Below are 19792 nucleotides of genomic sequence, written 5' to 3' on the forward strand. Positions count from 1 at the left end.
TACTACTAGGCGTATCGCGCCACCGTTTGTAGGTCTTTTCAGACCTCGGTTTTATGGTGGCCATGCGCAGGGCTCCTTCGGGGGCGCCGGGTCCTAGTACCGGTCTACCAACCCGCGTATGGCCGCCACCCTCGTTTGGTAGCGAGGGTAATGGCTCCTTTATCTCTACTAGGAGTTTCATCTATGTTCAAACCAACGCCCAACCCACCGGAAACCGATCCGGCATCCCCGTACGAATCCCTCGATTCGAAAAAACTCAACGAAGCCGCCGACCGCGCCCTCGATTACTACCTCAAACCGGACATTCCCAAAGACACCAAGCGCAAGCCCAGCACCATCTACCATGTCGGCGCCGAGGTCGATAACGAAACCCTGCTGGTCAACGCCTGCGAATCCCTGGCGTCAGCGAGCATGATGCTCAGTGAGTTCGCCGGATTGATGGACATGCGACATCGCAACATGATGTTGGGGATTCAATCCGTGGTCATGCTCGGGGAGCTGGCAGTGAACCGGGTGCTGGATAACCTCGACCCGCGAGGCTAGCGAAGACCTGTGGCGAGGGGGCTTGCTGTGGCGAGGGGGCTTGCCCCCGTTCGGCGGCGAAGCCGTCGTAAAACCTGTGTATGCGGTGTACCTGAAAACATGCGATTGCAGGTTTTGGGGCCGCTTCGCAACCCAACGGGGGCAAGCCCCCTCGCCACAACAGCGTGTTCGGCTCCATTTCTTCGAATCACTCATGCGCAACTCCTCGCCACATCCTGCCCACCAGTCTCCCACCTTCAAAACACCCCACCTCCAAACCCCTGTAATGAAGCTTTTGTGACAAAAGTTCGGTAGCACCAGGCCATTCCGGTCATGCCTATGTAACGCGCTTGAGGGGGCCGCGAGGCCACTTTTCCAGCCGAGGGCGGGAAGCCGGGAGTGAGGCAATGGGGACTATGGAACGCTACTCGAAAGTGGGCATGCAAGAACTCGATCAACGCCTGTCGAAGATCGTCGAAGCCGCGCGCAAGAAGCCGGTTTCGGTCTATCGCTACGGCGCGCCGTGGGTCTGGATCGTGTCTCAGGATGACTGGCAGGGCGCCTTGAAAGAAGTGTCCAGCTACATCCCCCCGGGCCATTCACTGGTGTTGCTGCGTCCACAAATCGATGACCTGCTCGAAGAGCACCGCGACATCCTGCATGGCCTCAACGCCGAGCCCGGCATGCTCATCGCCCCGCAAACGGTCATGCACATCCTATTGCTGCAGTTGCTCTATTCGGTGCCCAGCGAGCAGCAACTCTACGAACAGCTCAATTACAACCTGCTGTTTCGCTGGTTCGTCGGCCTGGACCTGAACCAGAAGGTCTGGAGCTTCAACGTATTGAGCCGCGACATCGCCACGCTGCTGAACAACCCGCGGGCGGTGCAGTTGATCCAGAAAATCATTGGCGAAGTGTTCTGCGGTGCCTTGCTGCAAATGCCCGAGTTCTCCTTGAATTTCGCGCTGCTGCACACCTGGCTGGGCAAACACGCAGCGACGTCGACAACAAGCAATTGAGTGGGCCGAACGCTGGGCAAACAGCGACGGTCATTTCGAATTCAGGGGGTGGTGTGGAGCATCTTTTCAAGTCACGGCTGGCGCTGTGGGGCTGGCTGATGGTGGCGGCCGGTGTGCAGCCGGTATTCGCCGAAGATACCGAAACCGCTGCACCGACAAAGTTGGTCGATGTGAACGAATACTTCGTGCGCGGTAACACCGTGCTCGATGCCCGGGCGATCGAAGAAGCGGTGTACCCGTTTCTCGGTCCGCAAAAGACCCTGAACGATATCGAAGGCGCCCGCGAAGCCTTGCAGAAGGTTTATCAGGCCCGTGGTTATCAGTCGGTGTTCGTCGAGTTGCCGGAGCAGAAGGTCGAGGACGGCATCGTTTATTTGCAGGTCAGCGAAACCAAGGTCGGCCGGGTGCGGGTGGTCGGTGCCAAACACTATTCGCCCGTGGATATTCGCGAAGACGTGCCGGCCTTGAAGGAAGGCGAAGTGCCGGACTTCAGCAAGGTCCAGGGCGAGCTGGCGCAACTCAACAAGACCCCGGGCCGGCAGGTGATGCCGCTGGTGCGTGAAGGTCAGCGCCCCGGCACCATGGACGTGGACTTGCAGGTCGAGGACCAGAACCCGTGGCAGGCCAGCGTCGGGCTGAACAACGATTACAGCGCCGACACCGAGAAACTGCGCGCCGTCACCAGCCTGGGTTACAACAACCTGTGGCAACTGGGTCACAGCATTTCGCTGACTTATTTCACCGCCCCCCAGGACACCGATAACGCCAAGGTCTGGTCCGGTTCCTACACCGCGCCGTTGAGCGAGCGCTGGAGCCTGCAACTGTCCGGTTATCAATCCGACAGCAACGTCGCGACCATCGGCGGCAGCAACGTATTGGGCAAGGGGCACTCCTACGGGATCTCGGCGATTTACACGCTGCCGTCCAGCGGCAACTGGTCCAACTCGTTCTCGGCCGGCATCGACTTCAAGGACTTCGACGAGCGCCTGACCCTGGCCGGTGAAAGCGACAAGGTGCCGCTGCAGTACGCACCGTTCACCTTCGCCTACAACGGCTTTCGCTACACCGAAAACTCCCAATTGGGCCTTGGCCTGAGCCTGGTGGCTGGCACTCGCAGCCTGTTCGGTTATGGCAGCTCCGACGAAGACTTCGACTACAAACGCTACCGCGCCAGCCCCAGTTTTGCCGTGCTCAAGGGCGACACCAACTACACCTTCACCTTCGGCAACGACTGGCAAACCGCGACCAAAGCCGCGTTCCAGTTGGCGTCCGGGCCATTGGTTTCCAACGAGCAATTCTCCGCCGGCGGCGCGACTTCGGTGCGCGGTTATCTGGCCGCCGAGCGCACCGGTGACGACGGCTACCTGTTGTCCCAGGAGCTGCGCACGCCGTCCCTCGCCAAGTACCTGGGCACTTACGTCCAGGAATGGCGCTTCTATGCCTTCGCCGAAGGCGCCCAGTTGTACCTGCGTGACGAGCTCCCCGATCAGGACGCCGATTACGCCCTGGCCAGTGTCGGCCTGGGCACCCGCGCGAGCTTGAGCAAATGGCTGTCCGGCAGCGTGGATTGGGGCTACCCGCTGCTCGAAGGGCCGAACACCTCGAAACAGGAATCGCGCCTGCACTTCAACCTGCAAGCGACGTTCTGAACCTACGGAGTAATTTTTCATGCAGCGCTTATTCATCGCTTTCCTGATCTGCCTGGGCTTCGTGCTCCCGGCCACCGCCCAGGCCTGGTGGCAGGATGACTGGCATTACCGCAAACAGATTTCGGTGGACACCACGCCTCAGGGCGCGGCGATCAACGAGACGCTGGGTCGCACCGCGCTGCTGGTGCGCCTGCACACCGGCAATTTCACCTTCGACGGGGTCAAGGAGGACGGTTCGGATCTGCGCTTTGTGGCTGCCGATGACAAGACCGTGTTCAACCACCAGATCGAAAGCTTCGATCCGCTGATGGGCATGGCACTGATCTGGGTCGATGTGCCCGTTGTCACGGGCGGCCAGCGGCAGGACATCTGGATGTATTACGGCAACCAGAAAGCCCCGGCCACCGGCAACGGTCAGCTGACCTTCGACCCGAACTTCACCGCGCTCTATCACTTCGACGGCGCCAACGGCACACCGCCCAAGGACACCACGGCCTACGGCAACACTGCGCAAAGCGCTACCGGCGCGAGCATCGACGGTGTGATGGGGCGGGCCTTGCAGTTGAGTGGCCAGCCATTGCTGCTGCCGGCCAGCCCATCGCTGCAACACAACGCCGGCAGTGCGTTTACCTTCAGCGCCTGGTTGCGTCTGGATCAAGCCAACGGTGAACAGTTGGTGCTGGCAAGACGGGAAGGGACGAACAGTCTGTTGCTGGGCCTGAACCAGGGCATGCCGTTCGTAGAGATCGACGGCCAGCGCGCCGTGTCCAGCCAACCGTTGAACCCCGGTCAATGGCAGCACCTGGCGCTGACCGCCGAGGGCAGCAAGGTTTCGCTGTACATCAACGGCCGTGAAACCGCGAGCCTTGCAGTCGCGATGCCGGCGTTCAATTCAGTCATGGCCATCGGTGCCGACCTGCCGAGCGAAACCCCAGGCACTTATCAGCCATTCAGCGGCGCCATCGATGAGTTGCGCCTGTCCAAGGTCGTCCGGCCTGCCGCGCAGTTGCTGGCAGACGCCAATTCCCAGGGCGCCGAGTCGAAGCTGGTGGCTTACGGCGTCGATGAAGAACAGTCGGGTTACGGCTTCGGCAGCCTCGGTTTCCTGCTCAATGCCGTGCCGTTGGACGCCTGGGTGATCATCGCGGTGCTGGTGCTGATGATGTTCCAGTCGTGGGTCATCATGATCCGCAAGAACCGTATGGTCAGCCGCCTCAGCGCCGCCAACGAAGCGTTCCGCGAGCAATTCGCCAAGGTCGGTACGCGCCTGGAGATGTTCGCCGACGATCAGGACCTCGCCCAACGTTTGCAGCACTCGTCCTTGTGGCGCCTGTATCAGGTAGCGGTGAAGGAAATCCGCACCCGCCGCGAGCAGGGCGCCGACACCTCATCGGTGTCGGCCGCGACCATCGAAGCGATTCGCTGCTCCATGGACGGCGTGCGCACCCGCGAGAATCAGGCGCTCAGTTCCAAGCTCTCGACCCTGTCCAATGCCATCGCCGGCGGCCCGTACATCGGCCTGCTCGGCACGGTGCTGGGGATCATGGTGGTGTTCCTCGGCACGGCCATGGCCGGTGACGTCAACATCAACGCCATCGCCCCGGGCATGGCCGCTGCCTTGCTGGCCACCGCCATGGGCCTGTTCGTCGCGATCCCGGCGCTGTTTGGCTACAACCGGCTGATCACCCGCAACAAGGAAGTCAGCGCCGACATGCGCGTCTTTGTCGATGAGTTCATCACCCGTCTGGCGGAGATGCACGGTGAAAGCCAGTCCAGTGAAGCGGCCCATCGCCGTGGCAATCACACCCACGCATCCGTCCCGGCCTGAGGAGCACTGACATGGCAAGCGTCAATACCTCCCACGACGATGACGATGATGCCGCGGTGGACAGCATCAACATCACGCCCCTGGTGGACGTGCTGATGGTGGTGCTGGTGATGTTCATCCTCACCGCCACCGCCCAGGTTTCCGGCATCCAGATCAACCTGCCCAAGGCCAGCGCCTCGGTGTCGCTGTCCGAAGCCAAGACCAAGGCGATTTCGGTCAACGATGGCGGCCAGGTGTTCCTCGATGCCTACCCAGTGACTTTGGCGGAGCTCGAAGACCGCTTGCGCATCGAGAAGGCGCAGAACCCTGACTTCCCGGTAATCGTGCGCGGCGACGCCACGGTGCAGTACCAGAAAGTCATCGAGGTGCTGGACCTGTTGCGCCGGCTTGAATTGTCCCAGGTCGGTCTCGTCACCGGCAAACCGACCCAGGGCTGACCATGACCGCACAACTCCCCATCCGCCCGTCGCCCGTCAAGCCGTCGCCCCTGCGCTTTGTGAAGTGGGGCGCCGGGTTACTGATCGCCGGCGTGGCCGCGTGGTTTCTCTGGCAGTGGGCCAACGACATGAGTGGCGTGCGCCGGGAAGCCCCGAAGGTGCCGACGATTATTCCGTTGCCGCCACCGCCACCTCCGCCGCCGGAAAAACCGCCGGAGCCGCAAACCCCCGTGGAAGAAAAAATCGTCGAGCCTGAGCCGACGCCGGAGCCGGAGGAGGTCAAGCCTGAAGAAGAGGCGCCGCCATCGCCCGCCGATGACTTGGCCAACCCGATGCAAATGGATGGCGACGCCCAGTCCGGCAGCGACGCCTTCAACGTCGGCGCCGGCAAGGGCGGTGGCATGGCCGGTGCCGGAGGTGGGCGTGTGGGCAATGGCACGTACAGCCAGTTTTTGGCGTTCACCTTTCAGCGCTTGCTGCGGGAAAACCCGGACCTGCGCAACCTGGCCTTTTCGCTGCAGACCGACGTCTGGCTGAGCAGCGTGGGCGAGATCACCCGGGTCGAGCTGGTGAAGTCCAGCGGCAACCCGGAGGTCGACGCCCAGGTGCTCGCCGCGTTGCGCGGCGCACCGCATTTAACCGAACGGCCACCGGCCTCCATGACCTTGCCTGTGCGCTTGTCCCTGCAAGGGCGGCGTCCGGGTTAACCGAACATTTTCAGGTTTTGCCAAAAGGAGTTGTGTGCAGATGATTTCCAACGTGAATCGATTGTCCCTGGCGGTCGGCATGGTCATTGCGACCCTGGTCGGGCACGCAGCGGCAGCCCCTGCGCCCTCGGAAAACGCCACGATCAATCTGATCCGCTTGCTGGTGCAGCAAGGTGTATTGAAGCAGGAACAGGCCGACGGCCTGATCGCGCAGGCGGAAAAAGAAGCGGTGCAGGCGCGTCAGGCCAGCACCGCCGTCGCTGCCGGCCCGGCCGCTGCACCGGGTGACGTGCGGGTGCAATATGTGCCAGCGGCCGTTCGCGATCAGATCCGCGATCAGGTCAAGGCCGAGGTCATGGCCACCGCTAAGCAGGAAAACTGGGCCCAGCCCAATACCTTCCCGGACTGGGTCTCGCGCATCAGCTTCGACGGCGACATTCGCCTGCGAGACGAGTCGCGCTACTACTCGGGCACCAACAGCAACGAAATCGTCGACTTCGCCAAGCTCAACAACAACGGCCCGTACGACGTGAACCCCAACAGCAGCACCAACCTGCCGCCGTTGCTCAACACCCGCGAAGACCGCGAAAACCTGTTCCGCCTGCGGGCGCGCCTAGGCATGAAAGCGGTGATTTCACCGGAATGGACCGCCGGCATTCGCATCGGCACCGGTTCGGACAACAACCCGGTGTCCACCACCCAGACCCTCGGCGGCGGCTTCGGCAAAAAAGACATCTGGCTCGACCAGGGTTACCTGACCTGGAAGCCGTCCGATCAGTTGACCCTGACCGGCGGACGAATCGCCAATCCGTTCTTCTCCACCGACATGCTCTATTCCACCGACCTGAACTTCGACGGCGTGGCAGCGATCTTCGACCACAAGCTCAACCGCGATTGGGGCCTGTTCGGCACCGTCGGCGCGTTCCCGGTGGAGTACACCAACGACACCAGCACCAGCAATGGTTTCGACAAGGAAGAGAGCGACAACAAGTGGCTGTACGGCGCGCAGATCGGCGCCAACTGGGCGATCAACAGCAACAACCGCTTGAAAGGCGCCGTGGCCTACTACCGTTTCGACGACATCGAAGGCCAGCGCTCCAGCCCTTGCGAACCTTGGGCCGGCGCACCGGGCTGCGACACCGACGGCAGCCGCTCGGCGTTCATGCAAAAGGGCAACAGCGTATTCCTGCTGCGCGACATCACGCCCAACCCGCTCAACCCGTCCACCACGCCGCAACCGCAATTCGTCGGCCTGGCCTCGGAGTTCAACCTGCTGGACCTCAACGTCGTGTGGGACACCGACCTGCCGGAAGACTTCAAGCTGCGCAGCCAAGCCAATTACGTGCACAACCTCGGTTACGACGAAGGCGAGATGCGCAAGCGCTCGGCCGGGCAGATCGTCAACAACCTCGACAGCGATGGCGAGGTGCAAAGCGGCGCCAATGCCTGGATGGTCCAGTTCACCCTCGGCAACTCGCTGGACTTGAAGAAGCAGGGCGACTGGAACTTCTTCGCCGGCTACAAATACATCCAGCCGGACGCCTTGCCGGACGGTTTCAACGACTCGTCGTTCCACCTCGGCGGCACCAACGCCAAGGGCTATTTCCTCGGCGGCAACTACGGTCTGGCCAAGAACGTCTTCGCCACCGGTCGCTGGTTGAGTTCCGAAGCGGTGTACGGCGCGCCGTTCGACATCGACGTCTTGCAGCTTGAAATCAACACGCGCTTCTAAGGCGCAGGGAGAGCGTCATGAACACAAGAATCCTGCTGTTTGCCTTGGGGTTGCTGCTGACTCAAGGGGCGAGCGCCGAAGGCATGGAGGAGCGCTTGCGCACTCAACTGCGCAGCACCACCCAGCAGTTGCAGGCCCTGCAAAGCCAGCAGGCTCAGGCCAGCGCCGCGCAAGTGGCGGCCGAGAGCCAAGCCAAGGCCGCGCAGGCGCAAATCAAGCAACTGACGGCGGAATTGGCCAAGGTCAAAGGCGTGGCCGAACAGTTGGCCGGCCAGCACGACAGCCTGCAAAACCAGGCCCAGGCGCAAGCAGCGGCCAGCAGCGAGCAGATCGGCAAGTTCAAGAAAGCTTATGAAGAACTGTTGGTGATGGCCCGGGGCAAAGAGGCCGAACGCGCCCGGCTCGAGTCGCAACTGGCTGAACGTGACACACAAATGCAGCAATGTTCAGTCAAGAATCAACAGATGTACGGCGTGGCCAAGGAGATCCTCGCGGCCTACGAAAAGATCGACGTCGCCGAGGTGATGAAGATCCGCCAACCGTTCGCAGGCGCCGCCAGGGTCAAGTTCGAAGAACTGGCCCAGGGTTTTGGCGACGAACTCTACAAGACGCAATTCGACGCGCCCCAGGCCGCGATCGCTCATTGAATGACAGGGAAGACTTTCACATGACTCAATTGATCAGCCACGTATCGCCACAATCCCTCACCGACGTGCTGCAAGCCGCCGGTTACCGGGTCAATCAATCCGAACAGAACGGCATCGTGCAGTTGCTCAGCGCCAGCCAGGGCATTGGCTACGCGGTGCGTTTCGGCAATCCGGCGGCCGAGCCGGGCAGCTACGTCGACTTCACCTTCAGCTGCGCCTTGCGGGTGCAGGGCGAGTTGCCGGCCGGGCTGGCGGAACTGTGGAATGCATCGCGACGCTTTGCCCGGTTGTCGGTGCAGGGCGAGTTTCTGGTGATGGAGATGGACGTGGTAGTCGCCGCCGGCGTGAGCGACGATCATCTGCGGGGCAACCTTGAACTGTGGGATCGCTTGCTTCAGGAGTTCATTGTTTATCTGCGTGAATATAGCCAGAACGCGGCGCAGTTGCAGGCCCAGGCTGAAACCGCCGAGGCGCCCGCGCAAGAGGTACCAGCCCTGTGAAAAACCGTACGGTAGTGGCCGGCGCAGGTGCGTTGGCCGTGCTGGTGATTGCCGTTGCGTTGGGACTGCGTCCGGGCAATGACCCGATCGCGGCGCAGCAGCCGGCGTCATTGGTAGCGAGTGAGCCTGCGGTCGCGCGACTGGGCAATCAGCAGGTGTCACCCGACGAACTCAAAACGCTGCTCGCCACCTTGCCAGCGGAGTCGCGCGAACAACTGCGGGCCAATCGCGGGGCGCTGGAAAGCTGGATTCGCTCGCGCCTGGCTGAGAAAGCCGTGCTCGAACAGGCCGACGCCCAGGGCTGGCGTCAGCGCCCGGAGGTCGAACGGCAAACCCGCGCTGCCACCGAGCAGATCGTCTTTCGCGACTACTTGCAATCGGTCAGTCAGGTGCCGGCCGACTACCCCAGTGCCGCCGAACTGCAGCAGGCTTATGAGGCCGGCAAGGCCGGTTGGGTGACGCCGCCGATGTACCGGGTTAGCCAGATTTTCCTCGGTGTGGCCGATCCGCAGACACTGGAAAGCGTGCGCAAGCAAGCGCTCGAACTGAGCAAAAAAGCCCAGGCCGCGCCGACGGAATTTGCGGCGTTGGCGAGTCAGTTTTCGCAGGACCGCGCCAGCGCCGAACGGGGCGGCGACACCGGGCTGCAGCCGTTGCAGCAACTGGTGCCGGAAGTCCGCGGCGCGGTGGCGCGACTCAAGGTCGGCGCGGTGTCGGAGCCGGTGCAGAGCGCGGCGGGTTTTCATGTGATCAAACTCACCGAGCAGCAACCGGCGCGCACCGCGACGCTGGAAGAACTGCGCGAACGTCTGACCCAGGCCTTGCGTGCCCAGCGTCAAGAGCAGATCGCCAAGGCTTATCTGGAAGGCATGCTCAATACGGCGACGTTGAGTATTGATGGGGCCGAGCTCAACAAAGTGCTGGAGGAAAAACACTAATTTTCCCGTTCACAGCGATCCAGTGTGGGAGCGGGCTTGCCCGCGATAGCGGAATGTCAGACGCCAGAGATGTTGAATGTGCCGGCCTCATCGCGGGCAAGCCCGCTCCCACAGGATCCTCACTGGTTTAAAGAACTTCCATCGCGCTGGAAGCAATCAAAAACAAAGATCGACAGGGAGTCATCGATGTCATTCATAGAACCCACAGGACGTCAGGGTGTTGTCGAATACCGATCGCCGCAGGCGCCCTCCGAGTCCTGGCTGGCACGGGCCGCCGGGATTGATACCGAGGTCGCGCAATACTTTCTGGTCAGCGCCCGTTGCGGCTGTTTCATGCAGGCCGCGCGCAGCCTCAATGTGCGGGCGACCCTGCTGCGCAAGCATCTGGCGCAACTGGAAGATCAGCTGCAACGTTCTCTATTCAAATTCCAGGGCAGCGCGCTGACCTTGAGTCGTGACGGACAGCAGTTGCAGGCGCAGTTGATCGCGCTGGTGCACGAGCGCAAGTTGCCGGTGATCGAACAGCCCTTGATTCGCCTGGCCGTGGCCGAATCGATCCTGCACGACATCCTCGGCCGTGATCTGGTCTCGTTGCTGCGGCGCAACGCCAGTGTGCGCCTGGACATTATTTCCCTGGACAGCGAACTGGCCCTGCGAGCGATCAGTGCCGATGTGGTGGTGTGGCTGGCCGGCACCGATTCGCCGTTGCCAGGCCCCAGTTTTGCCATCAGCGAGCCCCAGCGTCTGGCGCGGCTGGACTATCTGCCGCACATCGCCAAACGCTATTCACGGGTCGCGGCGCGGCCGGACAGCCTGGGTGACCTGGCCGATTTCATGCTGGTGCAATGGCAGCACGATCGCCACGTCAGCGCTTTTGGGCCGTGGAACAGTCTGGTGGAGCAGCGGCTGGCGGGCGTGGTGCAGCTGCATTCCTATGAGCTGATGCTGGAGATGATCCGCTGCAGCGCCTGCATCGGTTTATTGCCGCACTACATGAGCCAATTCGACCGAGGGCTGGTGGCGTTGCCCGGGCTCTTCAAGCAACCGATGCAGCGCCAGGTGTGGATGGCGGTCAATGCCGAGTCCCGGAATGAGACCGAGGTGCAGGGGATCGTCGAGCTGATCCACAACACCTTCAGCGAGCGACGGGAGTGGTTCGAGAGTTAGCGATGATTCCCTGTGGGAGCGGGCTTGCCCGCGAAGGGGCCACCACAGTCGACATCAATGTCGACTGTACAGGTCGCCTTTCACGAGCAAGCCCGTCCCCCATGCCCTCCGTGGAACATGGGAACGATCAATTTCTTTGGCTATCCGCCTGGATATCGGCCGGTGTGGCGGTGAAGGCAGGCGGCGCAGCATGACTGTGCACGGTCTGAGCACCAACACCACAACTTGCGAAAAGTGCCATCAGGCTGAATCCTGCGGCGCGAAGCAAACCTTTCATAGAAATTTCCTCATTTTCCGAAAGTGACATTCAGTCCGGCCAATAACGTCGTTTCTCAAGTCGAACGCCCAAGTGGCGGTGCACGACTCCGGTGCTGGATAGTCGATGGGTATGCTTTTTACTCTAGCAGGTGGTTGTCGCGTCAACGGTCTAGCCATGCCGCTCTTTTATCGAGCTGATCCCTTGGCTTTTTTCAGCGGAAGAAAGTAGGCGGCCCATCCGATTGCCATCAACGCCAGGTTGGCGCCATCGCGCAACAGCAAGCTGCCCGCAGCACGCCGTACTTCCTTTGAGCTGACGCGGCCGCGGGTGATGTCGAGGCGGGCAAAACTGTGCATGTGACGAATGACATCGAACGCCATGAGCCCCGATGCTGCCAGGAAATAGAAAATCCGCTGCCAATAGGGTATGCCCAGCGACCGCGCCAGGTCCGTGGTGACGTGCTGGTGCGCCACTTCTTCAGCGCAATGCCATCGCCACAGGCGGGTCTGTGGTGACTCCTTGACCGAGAGCAGGCCGTTTCTGCGCAAGGCGGCAGCGGACATGACGGCCGTCACGTGCTCGAACGCGGCAGCCAATGCCAATTGCGCATTGAGCGACAATTTCGACTGAAGAGCCTCGAGATCTTTTTCGATCATGTGCTCGAACTTCTTGACTTCAAACCCCTGGGTTTCCAGTTGCTGGTTGTACAGCCTGTGCGCTCGCTGGTGGGCCCGTTCCTCTGCCACGAAGCGGCGCGAATGTTTGGCAAGCGCCGACGTTTGTTGTAATCGCAAAGCGGATGACTCCACCACCGAAATCACGAATTGCTCACCGGCAGGAAGCAGTACCGAACAGGCATCGAACAGATAGGTCTTGATCGATGTGTCGTTCCAGAATGGCGTGGAGATAGTGGCCTCGGCAGTCTTTGCGCGCCGCGGTTCGATAGGTGCGTCTGTCATGGCTTACTTCCAGAGTCGGGGACCGAGTCGCATCCAGGTCGCAAAGAAGGTGGGTAGGTCCGTTACGCCGCCGGGCTTGCTTTCGGCTAGAACCTCCGATTGAGCGTACGCATGGAACCAGCGGGTCGCCGGCGCGTGGTGGTGAATGCGGTGCAGCGAGCGATTCAGGATGAGCCAGGACAGAGGCCTTGGCAGGTATAAATCCGTCGTGATGTCAGCGGGTGCGCGGCGCGAGCCTTGAGCCGAGATCGGCACGCCATAGTGCTCGGCCTGCGTCAGCCAGAAATCCATCCAGGCAAACAGGCAATACGGGACCAGATAGGCGCACACGACTTGTCGAGGCACCTCATAGATGCCTAACGTCAGCAATGCAACGAAAACGACGATCAAGGCATTGTTCCAGCGCCAGCGCCAGACTGCGCGCGGGGGTGTGTAGCGTCGGGAGATAATATTGGTGGTGACGGTAACCCATAGTTGCTCCGCTGCACCCAGCAGGCTGATCAGGCGTGTCCGCCATGTCTGTTCGTACATCAGCCCTTCGGGATCATCGGCCTGGCAGGTTTTGCGGTGGTGTTCGAGGTGAAAGTAGCGATAGCCCACGAAGTTGGCGGCGAAAATGGCAGCCGCGAACACACCCACTGCATCATTGAGACGCGTGCCAACGAGGAACTGTCGATGCACACCCTGATGCTTGATCTCCTGAACGCCAATCATCAGGATCGCCTGGAGCACTATCAGCGGAACCAGCGGAACAACGACCAGCCATCCGAACCCCTCATGCGCAGCCAGCCAGGCGATCGCGGTCGTATTCAAGATGCACAGGGCCATGAACAGATAGCTGGGCAGGTTGGAGCGCGAGCCGGCATCGACGTGCTGCGCTTTTGTCAGAGAGGCGTTCACAAGCACACGGAGCACAGTTTTTTCATGCGCTGCAGCCAGGGCAGCGGAACTCTCTTCCATATGAAGGAAAGGCCGGAGAGTGGCACCTTACCTACGATCAGCACGCCGACATTCAGCGAAGGCTCATGCGGGAAATAGTTGTCGTTGATGGCGACGATCTTGCGAAAGCCTTTTTTGAAGTAAAACCGCAGTTGCGGATCCAGCGGCAGGCCCTTGCGTTCACCTCGCACATACTGCGCTACTGGAAGATCAGGATTCTGCGAGGCCCAATGACGAAGACCCGGGACCGGCGAGCCAAGATAGATGTCTGACCATCCCGCCTTCAGCGCATGGGGCCAGAAGAACTCGAAAATCGCTTGCACCGCTTTCGGATCAACACTGCTCAGGCTGATGCCAAACAACACACCGGTTTTTGCGGACTCCTCGCCGTCCTGTTTTCTTGCACAGTCTGCCCATGTCGGGCACTTGCGTATGGTGTCGTGCCGGGTAGGTTTCATGAACAACGACGCCAGCGCAGTCCCCGTGCGAGTGCAAAAAGCGCCGATGCTCAATGCAGGGAAAGAGGCGATCCGTGACGCCAACATGGAGGCCTCGGCGCGCTGATCGCTTTCCCACTTCCTTTGCTCAAGTTCAAGCACCGAGGGAATGTCAGCTGGCGATAGAAATCGAACGTTGATCTCAACGTCGTTAGAGGGGCAGTAAGCCCCCACTTCATTTCTGTCAGCGTAACGATCAGGGACCTTTGCAATCCCGTTTTTCAAGGCGGCTTCCATCTCGGTAACAGGCAACATTACGTATTCGGCTCACAGATTGAAGGGGCGAGAAATCAATCCGCGTTACTGTATTGCGCTTGTGTGAACGTCTGATGATGGGGCCGCAATGACTGACCCCCGCCACAGGTGTATCCACCTTCAATTGTTATCGCCACGCAGAGGGCGTGCGGTTTAGAGTGACCGGTCACACACCGATCAAGGACGAACACTGCCATGCCCGACCACGACCCCGCCATTCACCTCGAACGCTTCAGCGAACACCACATCGAGGGCATCACCGCGCTCTATAACGACCCCGCCGTGGCCCGGCAGGTGCTGCAAATGCCGTTTCAGTCCACCGAGGTCTGGCGCCAGCGCCTGATGGCGGACAACGAGCGCGCGGTGAAACTGGTGGCGCTGCACCAGGGATCGGTCATCGGCAACATTGGCCTGGAGCAGTTTTCGCGAATCCGCCGCAGCCACGCCGGCAGCTTCGGCATGGGTGTCGCCGTGGCTTGGCAGGGCAAGGGTGTCGGTTCGAAACTGCTGGCGGCAGCGCTGGACGTCGCTGACAACTGGATGAACCTGCAACGGGTCGAACTCTCGGTGTACGCCGACAACGAAGCGGCCATCGGCCTGTACCGCAAATTCGGTTTCGAGACCGAAGGCCTGTTTCGCGATTACGCGGTGCGTGACGGTCGACTGGTCGATACCCTGAGCATGGCGCGGTTGCGTCGCCGGTAAGTCAAAATAATTGAGCAACGAACACCCTGTAGGAGCGAGGCTTGCCCGCGAAGAATGCACCGCGGTTTTTCAGGCATTACGCGTCATCGTTCTTCGCGGGCAAGCCTCGCTCCTACAGTCAGTCACCCAACGCGAACGCCACCGCCGCCTGCGCATGCAGTTCGGTGGTGTCGAGCAGGGGCAGGGCGCTGTGTTCGGGTTTGATCAGCAGGCCGATTTCGGTACAACCGAGGATGATCGCCTGGGCGCCGCGTTCGGTCAGCGATTCGATCACGCGTTGGTAGACCTGGCGTGACGCCTCGCTGATCACCCCGACGCACAACTCGTCATAGATGATCCGGTGCACGGCCAGACGTTCATCAGCCTCCGGTACCAGCACCGTCAGGCCCTTGGCCGTCAGACGTGCCTTGAGAAAGTCTTGCTCCATGGTGAACGCAGTCCCCAGCAAACCCACCCGCAGAGCGCCGGCGTCCAGTGCCGCCTGACCCGCCGGATCGGCAATGTGCAGGAACGGAATATCGATCGCTGCCTGAATCTGCCCGGCCACCTTGTGCATGGTGTTGGTACACAGCACCACGCACTCGGCGCCACCGGCTTCCAGACGCCGGGCCGCATCCACCAGAATCGCTGCCGCGTCGTCCCAGCGCCCGGTATGCTGGGCCTGTTCGACCGGGCCGAAGTCGACGCTGTACATCAGCAACTTCGCCGAACGCAACGGCCCGAGGCGATCGCGTACCTGCTGGTTGATGAGGCGGTAATACTCGGCGCTGGACTCCCAGCTCATGCCGCCGATAAGGCCGATGGTGCGCATTGGATTTCCTCAGGCTGTCGCCTGGACCGACATGCCAGGCCCCGGCAGTTTCCAATGCTTTCGTCGGCGATGCCAGAGCAACCTGTATGCCGAGGCTATTACGCAATCAGCCTCAGGTACCACGAAAAGATAATCGGCTCGCCAGCGCCTGTTTTTCTCAGAGTGAAATTGAACATCACGGTTTCCCCCCGGTTTTCATCCAGCCAGGCCCGTGGCACGGGGTGATTGGTATAGGAGGGGGTCGTGATGGGGACTTCCGGACCGTAATGCGTATTGACGCCAAAAAAAGCCATGCGCACCGAGTATTGACCGACCAATGACGGGTAGGGTGTTCTGAGATTGCTCTTGTCGCCGCTAAGGGTAGGTTCTGCGAGGCGCAGACTTTGCGGGGTGACGGTGATGTCCAGACTCCTGGAGGGAAGGTCTTGGATGGTATTGGGCAGCCTGACGGTGTACCAGACTCTTGCCCCGCTACCGATGCAGTCGACCACCTCCAGTCGAGGCACTGAAAATCTCAGCGTCTGCCCGGCGAAGGATACCGTCTGGATCTCGCTGCCATAGGTGCTGTTGCGCCCCTCCCAATACACTTTCACCGTTTGCCCCGGGGCGGAGCCGGTGAAGGCGACCTCGACCGTGGCGAACTTGGCCTCATAAAAGTCCCGTACAAAGTTCAATCGAGTGCCGTCGAGTTCCAAGGCTTCCAGCACCATGGGCGCTTTTAGATCCAGAACCGGTTTTTGGATGTGTACATCGATGTAAGTGGTTTTCGACCAGATTGCGAGTGGGCCCGACGAATTGCCAATTTGATCGACAACCCGAAAGCGCATGGCAAATCGAGGGTTGTCACCGCTCTGGAATGCATCGGCGAACAGCTTCAGAACGACGGTGCCGGCTGCGGCTTGGGCGGCTGTGACGGTGTGCAAAACCGTGTGGCCATCACAATCCAGCGTGATTTTGTCGTATGCACGCATGTAGACGTAGCGCAGCGTGACATCCACCCCTTGTGCGGCACGAGCGGCATCCACGCCATTGGCGATGACATCCGCGGGAAGCGTCATTTGAAGATTGGGGTTGTCTCCGGAACCCACCACTTCGCCCCCTGGGCGAGGGGTGTGATAAAGAACCACACGATCTTCTGATGTCTCTGGATTCTGACTGACACGTTTGACTCTCAGGCGTATCCGGTTGATGCCGTTTCGCAGAAAAGCCGCCGGTAGATCCATAGTGAACCGTTGGTTTTCCTCACCTGGATTAATGGTTTTGGTGGCCACCGCCGTGGGCTCATCATTGATCAGGAGTTCCGCCGTGTCGTAAGCAGCCTGAGAGGACCACGGGTCGATCAGAACTTTCACGATGGGGGAAAGGGGGATGCCTCCTTCAGCGTCCGGAGCGATGACCGGGGTCGTCCACCCGGGGATGATTACCTTATCAATCCTCAGAATCACAATGTCATCCTGGCTACTCATGGCTCGCATTCCTTGATCGTGATGTGGGCTTTGCGCACAGGGTCATCAAACACTTGGGATGAGATGCCTGGCAACTGACAGATCTGACAGGTGGCCCCCTGAAAAGCAGGTAAAACACGACCATTCGTCGCGTTCATCTGCCGAGGCTCTGTAGCCGTTCGCACCTTTGCCGTACGTGAGCTGTCGGCATCTGCCATGATCGACATTCGCAGCATCGCTTCAACCAAAGGGAACACCGCAATGGACGACGTACAGCAATTGGGCGAGATGCTTCGCCACTATGCAGATAGCGAAGCGCACAAGAAGCAACTGTTTGAGTCGCAATCGGCCGTGTGGGCGACGCGCATTGGTGAGTTGTTCGATCAGATCCAGCAATGGCTGGCGCCGGTCCTGACGCCGAATCTGTTGGAGGTGAGTCGCGAGGCGTATGTCGCGTCCGGGCCGAGCGTGCCGGCGGAGACGTCGACGTTCAAGACCGAGAAACTGAGCATTGTGATTGCCGGCAAACCGGTGGAGTTCGTGCCGGACGTGATGGGCGCAGGCGGTCAGATTTCCCTTGCCGTGATGGGATTGACCGCCGCGCGCTATGGCAGCATTTCGCTGGTGTGCCTGCCGCCCTCCAGCAATTGGCAATGGCGCAAGACCAATGGCTTGAAAGACCCGGATACCTTTGCCTTCGACGCGAACTTTTTGGCACAGCAGCTGCAGAGCCTGATTCCCCGCGAGCGCGGCTGAATACGGAGTAAACGACACCCAACCCTGTGGGAGCGGGCTTGCCCGCGATGGCGTCAGCCCATTCAACATTTTCTGCGCCTGAGACACCGCTATCGCGGGCAAGCCACGCTCCCACAATGATCGGTGTCGTTCACCAATTCTTTGGCCGAAGCAGATACCTGTGGGAGCGGGATGTATCAAATTTCGAGGTTACCCCAACCCGGCTTCGCCTCTTCCGGAGCCACTGCCTTCACGGTCTTGCCCGTCGCCAACTCCACCCGCCGCGCCACCTCGGGGTCATCGGCGAACGGAATCAGGCTGGCATCGTCCAGGCTCTCGGCCGTCTGGTGTTTCAGGCAGTATTCGACCGCCAGCCAAAGCCCCAGAACACCCAATAGATTCAACGTCATCTCGATCATGTCAGGCTCCTTGCCTCAGGCAATCTGCGCTTCAAATTCGGCCATTTTCACGTCCGACACCCGCACCGTGCGCCAGGTGTTGTAGGCCATCAGCAACATGCCGCTGAGGAAGAACACCCCGCCGACAAAGCGCACTACGAACCCCGGATGACTGGCCTGCAAGGCTTCGACGAACGAATAGGTCAGCGTGCCGTCGTCGTTGATCGCGCGCCACATCAAACCCTGGGTGATGCCGTTGACCCACATCGAGGCGATGTACAGCACGGTGCCGATAGTCGCCAACCAGAAGTGCGCGTTGATCAGGCCGATGCTGTGCATCTGCGGGCGACCGAAGACTTTCGGGACCATGTGGTAGACGGCGCCGAAGGTGATCATCGCCACCCAGCCCAAGGCCCCGGCGTGAACGTGGCCGATGGTCCAGTCGGTGTAGTGGGAGAGGGCGTTGACCGTCTTGATCGCCATCATCGGCCCTTCAAAGGTCGACATGCCGTAGAAGGCCAGGGACAGCACCAGAAAGCGCAGGATCGGGTCGGTGCGCAACTTATGCCAGGCGCCCGACAACGTCATCATCCCATTGATCATGCCGCCCCAACTCGGCGCCAGCAGGATCAGCGACATCGCCATGCCCAGCGACTGAGCCCAGTCCGGCAATGCGGTGTAGTGCAAGTGGTGCGGGCCGGCCCAGATGTACAGGGTGATCAGCGCCCAGAAATGCACGATCGACAATCGATAGGAATACACCGGCCGCCCGACCTGTTTCGGCACGAAGTAATACATCATCCCGAGGAAGCCGGTGGTCAGGAAGAACCCCACCGCGTTGTGCCCGTACCACCACTGCACCATGGCATCAGTGGCCCCGGAATACACCGGATACGACTTGAACCAGTCCACCGGAATCGACAGGTGATTGACCACGTGCAGCATGGCGATCACCACAATGAACGCGCCGAAAAACCAGTTGCCGACGTAGATGTGCCTGGTCTTGCGTTGCACCACGGTGGTGAAGAACACGATGGCGTAAGCGACCCAGACCACCGTCATCCACACTGCGCCGGAGAATTCGATCTCGGCGTATTCCTTGGTGGTGGTGTAGCCCAGCGGCAGGGTGATCAGCATGACCACGATCACCGATTGCCAGCCCCAGAAGGTGAACGCGGCGAGCTTGTCGGAGTACAGCCGCACCTGGCAGGTGCGCTGCACCGCGTAGTAACTGGCGGCGAATTGCGCGCTGCCGGCAAAGCCGAAAATCACCAGGCTGGTGTGCAACGGGCGCAAGCGGCCGAAGGTGGTCCACGGCAGGTCGAGGTTCATCTCGGGCCATACCAGTTGCGAGGCGATCCATACCCCCATCGCCATCCCGACGACGCCCCAGACAATGGTTGCCACGACGAATTGGCGAACGACCTTGTAGTTATAGGCCTGTCCGATTGTTGCTGTGCTCATGGTCAATTCTTCCACGGTTGCAAAGTCTTGCCAGGCCACCCGGTCTGGCATGCATGAACTGTAGAAACCCTGCCGGAAACAAAACAGACTCAGAAAAACCGAGTTTATGCGGATCAGATGCGATGCGGGCCTGTGGCCATAGGCCGCGCCCTGATACGGTTTTTTAGTGTTTAGCTGAA

General features: G+C 60.6%; 21 protein-coding genes. 13 read left to right on the top strand and 8 right to left on the bottom strand.

All coding sequences use genetic code 11. The annotated features are described in order from the left end of the window. The first annotated feature begins 183 nt into the window (after positions 1 to 183). The 11 genes from AB7M22_RS10150 (at position 184) to AB7M22_RS10200 (ending at position 11146) form a co-directional block, all read left to right on the top strand. Positions 184 to 543, top strand: coding sequence for a DUF6124 family protein (locus tag AB7M22_RS10150; protein ID WP_454186158.1), 360 nt, complete (start codon positions 184 to 186; stop codon positions 541 to 543). Between the two features lie 386 nt (positions 544 to 929). Beyond that, a complete protein-coding gene (locus AB7M22_RS10155; protein ID WP_007901236.1) occupies positions 930 to 1541 on the top strand; it encodes a transposase in 612 nt (203 codons plus the stop codon). Between the two features lie 53 nt (positions 1542 to 1594). Further along, on the top strand, positions 1595 to 3190 hold the full coding sequence (locus AB7M22_RS10160; RefSeq protein ID WP_454186159.1) for a ShlB/FhaC/HecB family hemolysin secretion/activation protein: 1596 nt from the start codon (positions 1595 to 1597) through the stop codon (positions 3188 to 3190). 19 nt (positions 3191 to 3209) lie between these two features. Continuing rightward, positions 3210 to 5018, top strand: coding sequence for a DUF2341 domain-containing protein (locus tag AB7M22_RS10165; protein WP_454186160.1), 1809 nt, complete (start codon positions 3210 to 3212; stop codon positions 5016 to 5018). 11 nt (positions 5019 to 5029) lie between these two features. Next, positions 5030 to 5455, top strand: coding sequence for an ExbD/TolR family protein (locus AB7M22_RS10170; protein ID WP_007901242.1), 426 nt, complete (start codon positions 5030 to 5032; stop codon positions 5453 to 5455). Positions 5456 to 5457: 2 nt separating this feature from the next. After that, complete coding sequence (locus tag AB7M22_RS10175; RefSeq protein ID WP_454186161.1) at positions 5458 to 6162, top strand: energy transducer TonB family protein; 705 nt, start codon at positions 5458 to 5460, stop codon at positions 6160 to 6162. Between the two features lie 40 nt (positions 6163 to 6202). Then, positions 6203 to 7894 carry a putative porin gene (locus AB7M22_RS10180; RefSeq protein ID WP_454186162.1) on the top strand — a complete coding sequence of 564 codons (1692 nt, stop codon included), beginning with the start codon at positions 6203 to 6205 and terminating at the stop codon, positions 7892 to 7894. Between the two features lie 17 nt (positions 7895 to 7911). Beyond that, positions 7912 to 8541 carry a DNA repair protein gene (locus tag AB7M22_RS10185; protein WP_454186163.1) on the top strand — a complete coding sequence of 210 codons (630 nt, stop codon included), beginning with the start codon at positions 7912 to 7914 and terminating at the stop codon, positions 8539 to 8541. Between the two features lie 20 nt (positions 8542 to 8561). Further along, complete coding sequence (locus tag AB7M22_RS10190; RefSeq protein ID WP_454186164.1) at positions 8562 to 9041, top strand: YbjN domain-containing protein; 480 nt, start codon at positions 8562 to 8564, stop codon at positions 9039 to 9041. Continuing rightward, positions 9038 to 9979: a peptidylprolyl isomerase gene (locus tag AB7M22_RS10195; RefSeq protein WP_454186165.1), complete on the top strand. Its 942-nt coding sequence runs from the start codon at positions 9038 to 9040 to the stop codon at positions 9977 to 9979. The genes AB7M22_RS10190 and AB7M22_RS10195 overlap by 4 nt, the downstream gene beginning before the upstream one ends. A gap of 186 nt (positions 9980 to 10165) precedes the next feature. Continuing rightward, entirely contained in the window at positions 10166 to 11146 is a 981-nt protein-coding gene (locus AB7M22_RS10200; RefSeq protein WP_454186166.1) for a LysR substrate-binding domain-containing protein, read from the top strand. Positions 11147 to 11273: 127 nt separating this feature from the next. On the opposite strand, the gene AB7M22_RS10205 is transcribed toward AB7M22_RS10200, so the two are convergent. From AB7M22_RS10205 to AB7M22_RS10220, 4 genes are all read right to left on the bottom strand, one after another. Beyond that, entirely contained in the window at positions 11274 to 11423 is a 150-nt protein-coding gene (locus AB7M22_RS10205; protein WP_454186167.1) for a hypothetical protein, read from the bottom strand. 167 nt (positions 11424 to 11590) lie between these two features. After that, positions 11591 to 12364, bottom strand: coding sequence for a metal-dependent hydrolase (locus tag AB7M22_RS10210; RefSeq protein ID WP_454186168.1), 774 nt, complete (start codon positions 12362 to 12364; stop codon positions 11591 to 11593). 3 nt (positions 12365 to 12367) lie between these two features. Then, a complete protein-coding gene (locus AB7M22_RS10215) occupies positions 12368 to 13324 on the bottom strand; it encodes a fatty acid desaturase (protein ID WP_454186169.1) in 957 nt (318 codons plus the stop codon). Next, positions 13261 to 14055, bottom strand: a complete 795-nt coding sequence (locus tag AB7M22_RS10220) for a hypothetical protein (protein WP_454186170.1) — start codon at positions 14053 to 14055, stop codon at positions 13261 to 13263. The genes AB7M22_RS10215 and AB7M22_RS10220 overlap by 64 nt, the downstream gene beginning before the upstream one ends. 195 nt (positions 14056 to 14250) lie before the next feature. Between AB7M22_RS10220 and AB7M22_RS10225 the strand changes: the two genes are divergently transcribed. Next, positions 14251 to 14760, top strand: coding sequence for a GNAT family N-acetyltransferase (locus AB7M22_RS10225; RefSeq protein WP_454186171.1), 510 nt, complete (start codon positions 14251 to 14253; stop codon positions 14758 to 14760). Positions 14761 to 14878: 118 nt separating this feature from the next. Here AB7M22_RS10225 and AB7M22_RS10230 read toward each other — a convergent pair whose 3' ends face one another. Both AB7M22_RS10230 and AB7M22_RS10235 read right to left on the bottom strand, forming a co-directional pair. Then, a complete protein-coding gene (locus AB7M22_RS10230) occupies positions 14879 to 15571 on the bottom strand; it encodes an aspartate/glutamate racemase family protein (protein ID WP_454186172.1) in 693 nt (230 codons plus the stop codon). Positions 15572 to 15669: 98 nt separating this feature from the next. After that, positions 15670 to 17037, bottom strand: a complete 1368-nt coding sequence (locus AB7M22_RS10235) for a hypothetical protein (RefSeq protein ID WP_454186173.1) — start codon at positions 17035 to 17037, stop codon at positions 15670 to 15672. 240 nt (positions 17038 to 17277) lie between these two features. Here AB7M22_RS10235 and AB7M22_RS10240 point away from each other — a divergent pair, with 240 nt between their 5' ends. After that, positions 17278 to 17772: a hypothetical protein gene (locus tag AB7M22_RS10240; RefSeq protein ID WP_007901271.1), complete on the top strand. Its 495-nt coding sequence runs from the start codon at positions 17278 to 17280 to the stop codon at positions 17770 to 17772. A 176-nt stretch (positions 17773 to 17948) separates the two neighbouring features. On the opposite strand, the gene AB7M22_RS10245 is transcribed toward AB7M22_RS10240, so the two are convergent. Both AB7M22_RS10245 and ccoN read right to left on the bottom strand, forming a co-directional pair. Beyond that, entirely contained in the window at positions 17949 to 18170 is a 222-nt protein-coding gene (locus tag AB7M22_RS10245; RefSeq protein WP_454186174.1) for a cbb3-type cytochrome c oxidase subunit 3, read from the bottom strand. Between the two features lie 15 nt (positions 18171 to 18185). After that, positions 18186 to 19613: a cytochrome-c oxidase, cbb3-type subunit I gene (gene ccoN, locus AB7M22_RS10250; protein ID WP_454186175.1), complete on the bottom strand. Its 1428-nt coding sequence runs from the start codon at positions 19611 to 19613 to the stop codon at positions 18186 to 18188. Positions 19614 to 19792 lie beyond the last annotated feature (179 nt).

The sequence above is a fragment of the Pseudomonas sp. ADAK2 TE3594 genome (assembly GCF_053628675.1).

Coding starts and splice junctions, on each gene's coding strand:
- AB7M22_RS10150 (WP_454186158.1), top strand. CDS start 184: ATGTTCAAACCAACGCCCAACCCACCGGAAACCGATCCGGCATCCCCG.
- AB7M22_RS10155 (WP_007901236.1), top strand. CDS start 930: ATGGGGACTATGGAACGCTACTCGAAAGTGGGCATGCAAGAACTCGAT.
- AB7M22_RS10165 (WP_454186160.1), top strand. CDS start 3,210: ATGCAGCGCTTATTCATCGCTTTCCTGATCTGCCTGGGCTTCGTGCTC.
- AB7M22_RS10170 (WP_007901242.1), top strand. CDS start 5,030: ATGGCAAGCGTCAATACCTCCCACGACGATGACGATGATGCCGCGGTG.
- AB7M22_RS10175 (WP_454186161.1), top strand. CDS start 5,458: ATGACCGCACAACTCCCCATCCGCCCGTCGCCCGTCAAGCCGTCGCCC.
- AB7M22_RS10180 (WP_454186162.1), top strand. CDS start 6,203: ATGATTTCCAACGTGAATCGATTGTCCCTGGCGGTCGGCATGGTCATT.
- AB7M22_RS10185 (WP_454186163.1), top strand. CDS start 7,912: ATGAACACAAGAATCCTGCTGTTTGCCTTGGGGTTGCTGCTGACTCAA.
- AB7M22_RS10190 (WP_454186164.1), top strand. CDS start 8,562: ATGACTCAATTGATCAGCCACGTATCGCCACAATCCCTCACCGACGTG.
- AB7M22_RS10200 (WP_454186166.1), top strand. CDS start 10,166: ATGTCATTCATAGAACCCACAGGACGTCAGGGTGTTGTCGAATACCGA.
- AB7M22_RS10205 (WP_454186167.1), bottom strand. CDS start 11,423: ATGAAAGGTTTGCTTCGCGCCGCAGGATTCAGCCTGATGGCACTTTTC.
- AB7M22_RS10210 (WP_454186168.1), bottom strand. CDS start 12,364: ATGACAGACGCACCTATCGAACCGCGGCGCGCAAAGACTGCCGAGGCC.
- AB7M22_RS10215 (WP_454186169.1), bottom strand. CDS start 13,324: ATGGAAGAGAGTTCCGCTGCCCTGGCTGCAGCGCATGAAAAAACTGTG.
- AB7M22_RS10220 (WP_454186170.1), bottom strand. CDS start 14,055: ATGTTGCCTGTTACCGAGATGGAAGCCGCCTTGAAAAACGGGATTGCA.
- AB7M22_RS10225 (WP_454186171.1), top strand. CDS start 14,251: ATGCCCGACCACGACCCCGCCATTCACCTCGAACGCTTCAGCGAACAC.
- AB7M22_RS10230 (WP_454186172.1), bottom strand. CDS start 15,571: ATGCGCACCATCGGCCTTATCGGCGGCATGAGCTGGGAGTCCAGCGCC.
- AB7M22_RS10235 (WP_454186173.1), bottom strand. CDS start 17,037: ATGAGTAGCCAGGATGACATTGTGATTCTGAGGATTGATAAGGTAATC.
- AB7M22_RS10240 (WP_007901271.1), top strand. CDS start 17,278: ATGGACGACGTACAGCAATTGGGCGAGATGCTTCGCCACTATGCAGAT.
- AB7M22_RS10245 (WP_454186174.1), bottom strand. CDS start 18,170: ATGATCGAGATGACGTTGAATCTATTGGGTGTTCTGGGGCTTTGGCTG.
- ccoN (WP_454186175.1), bottom strand. CDS start 19,613: ATGAGCACAGCAACAATCGGACAGGCCTATAACTACAAGGTCGTTCGC.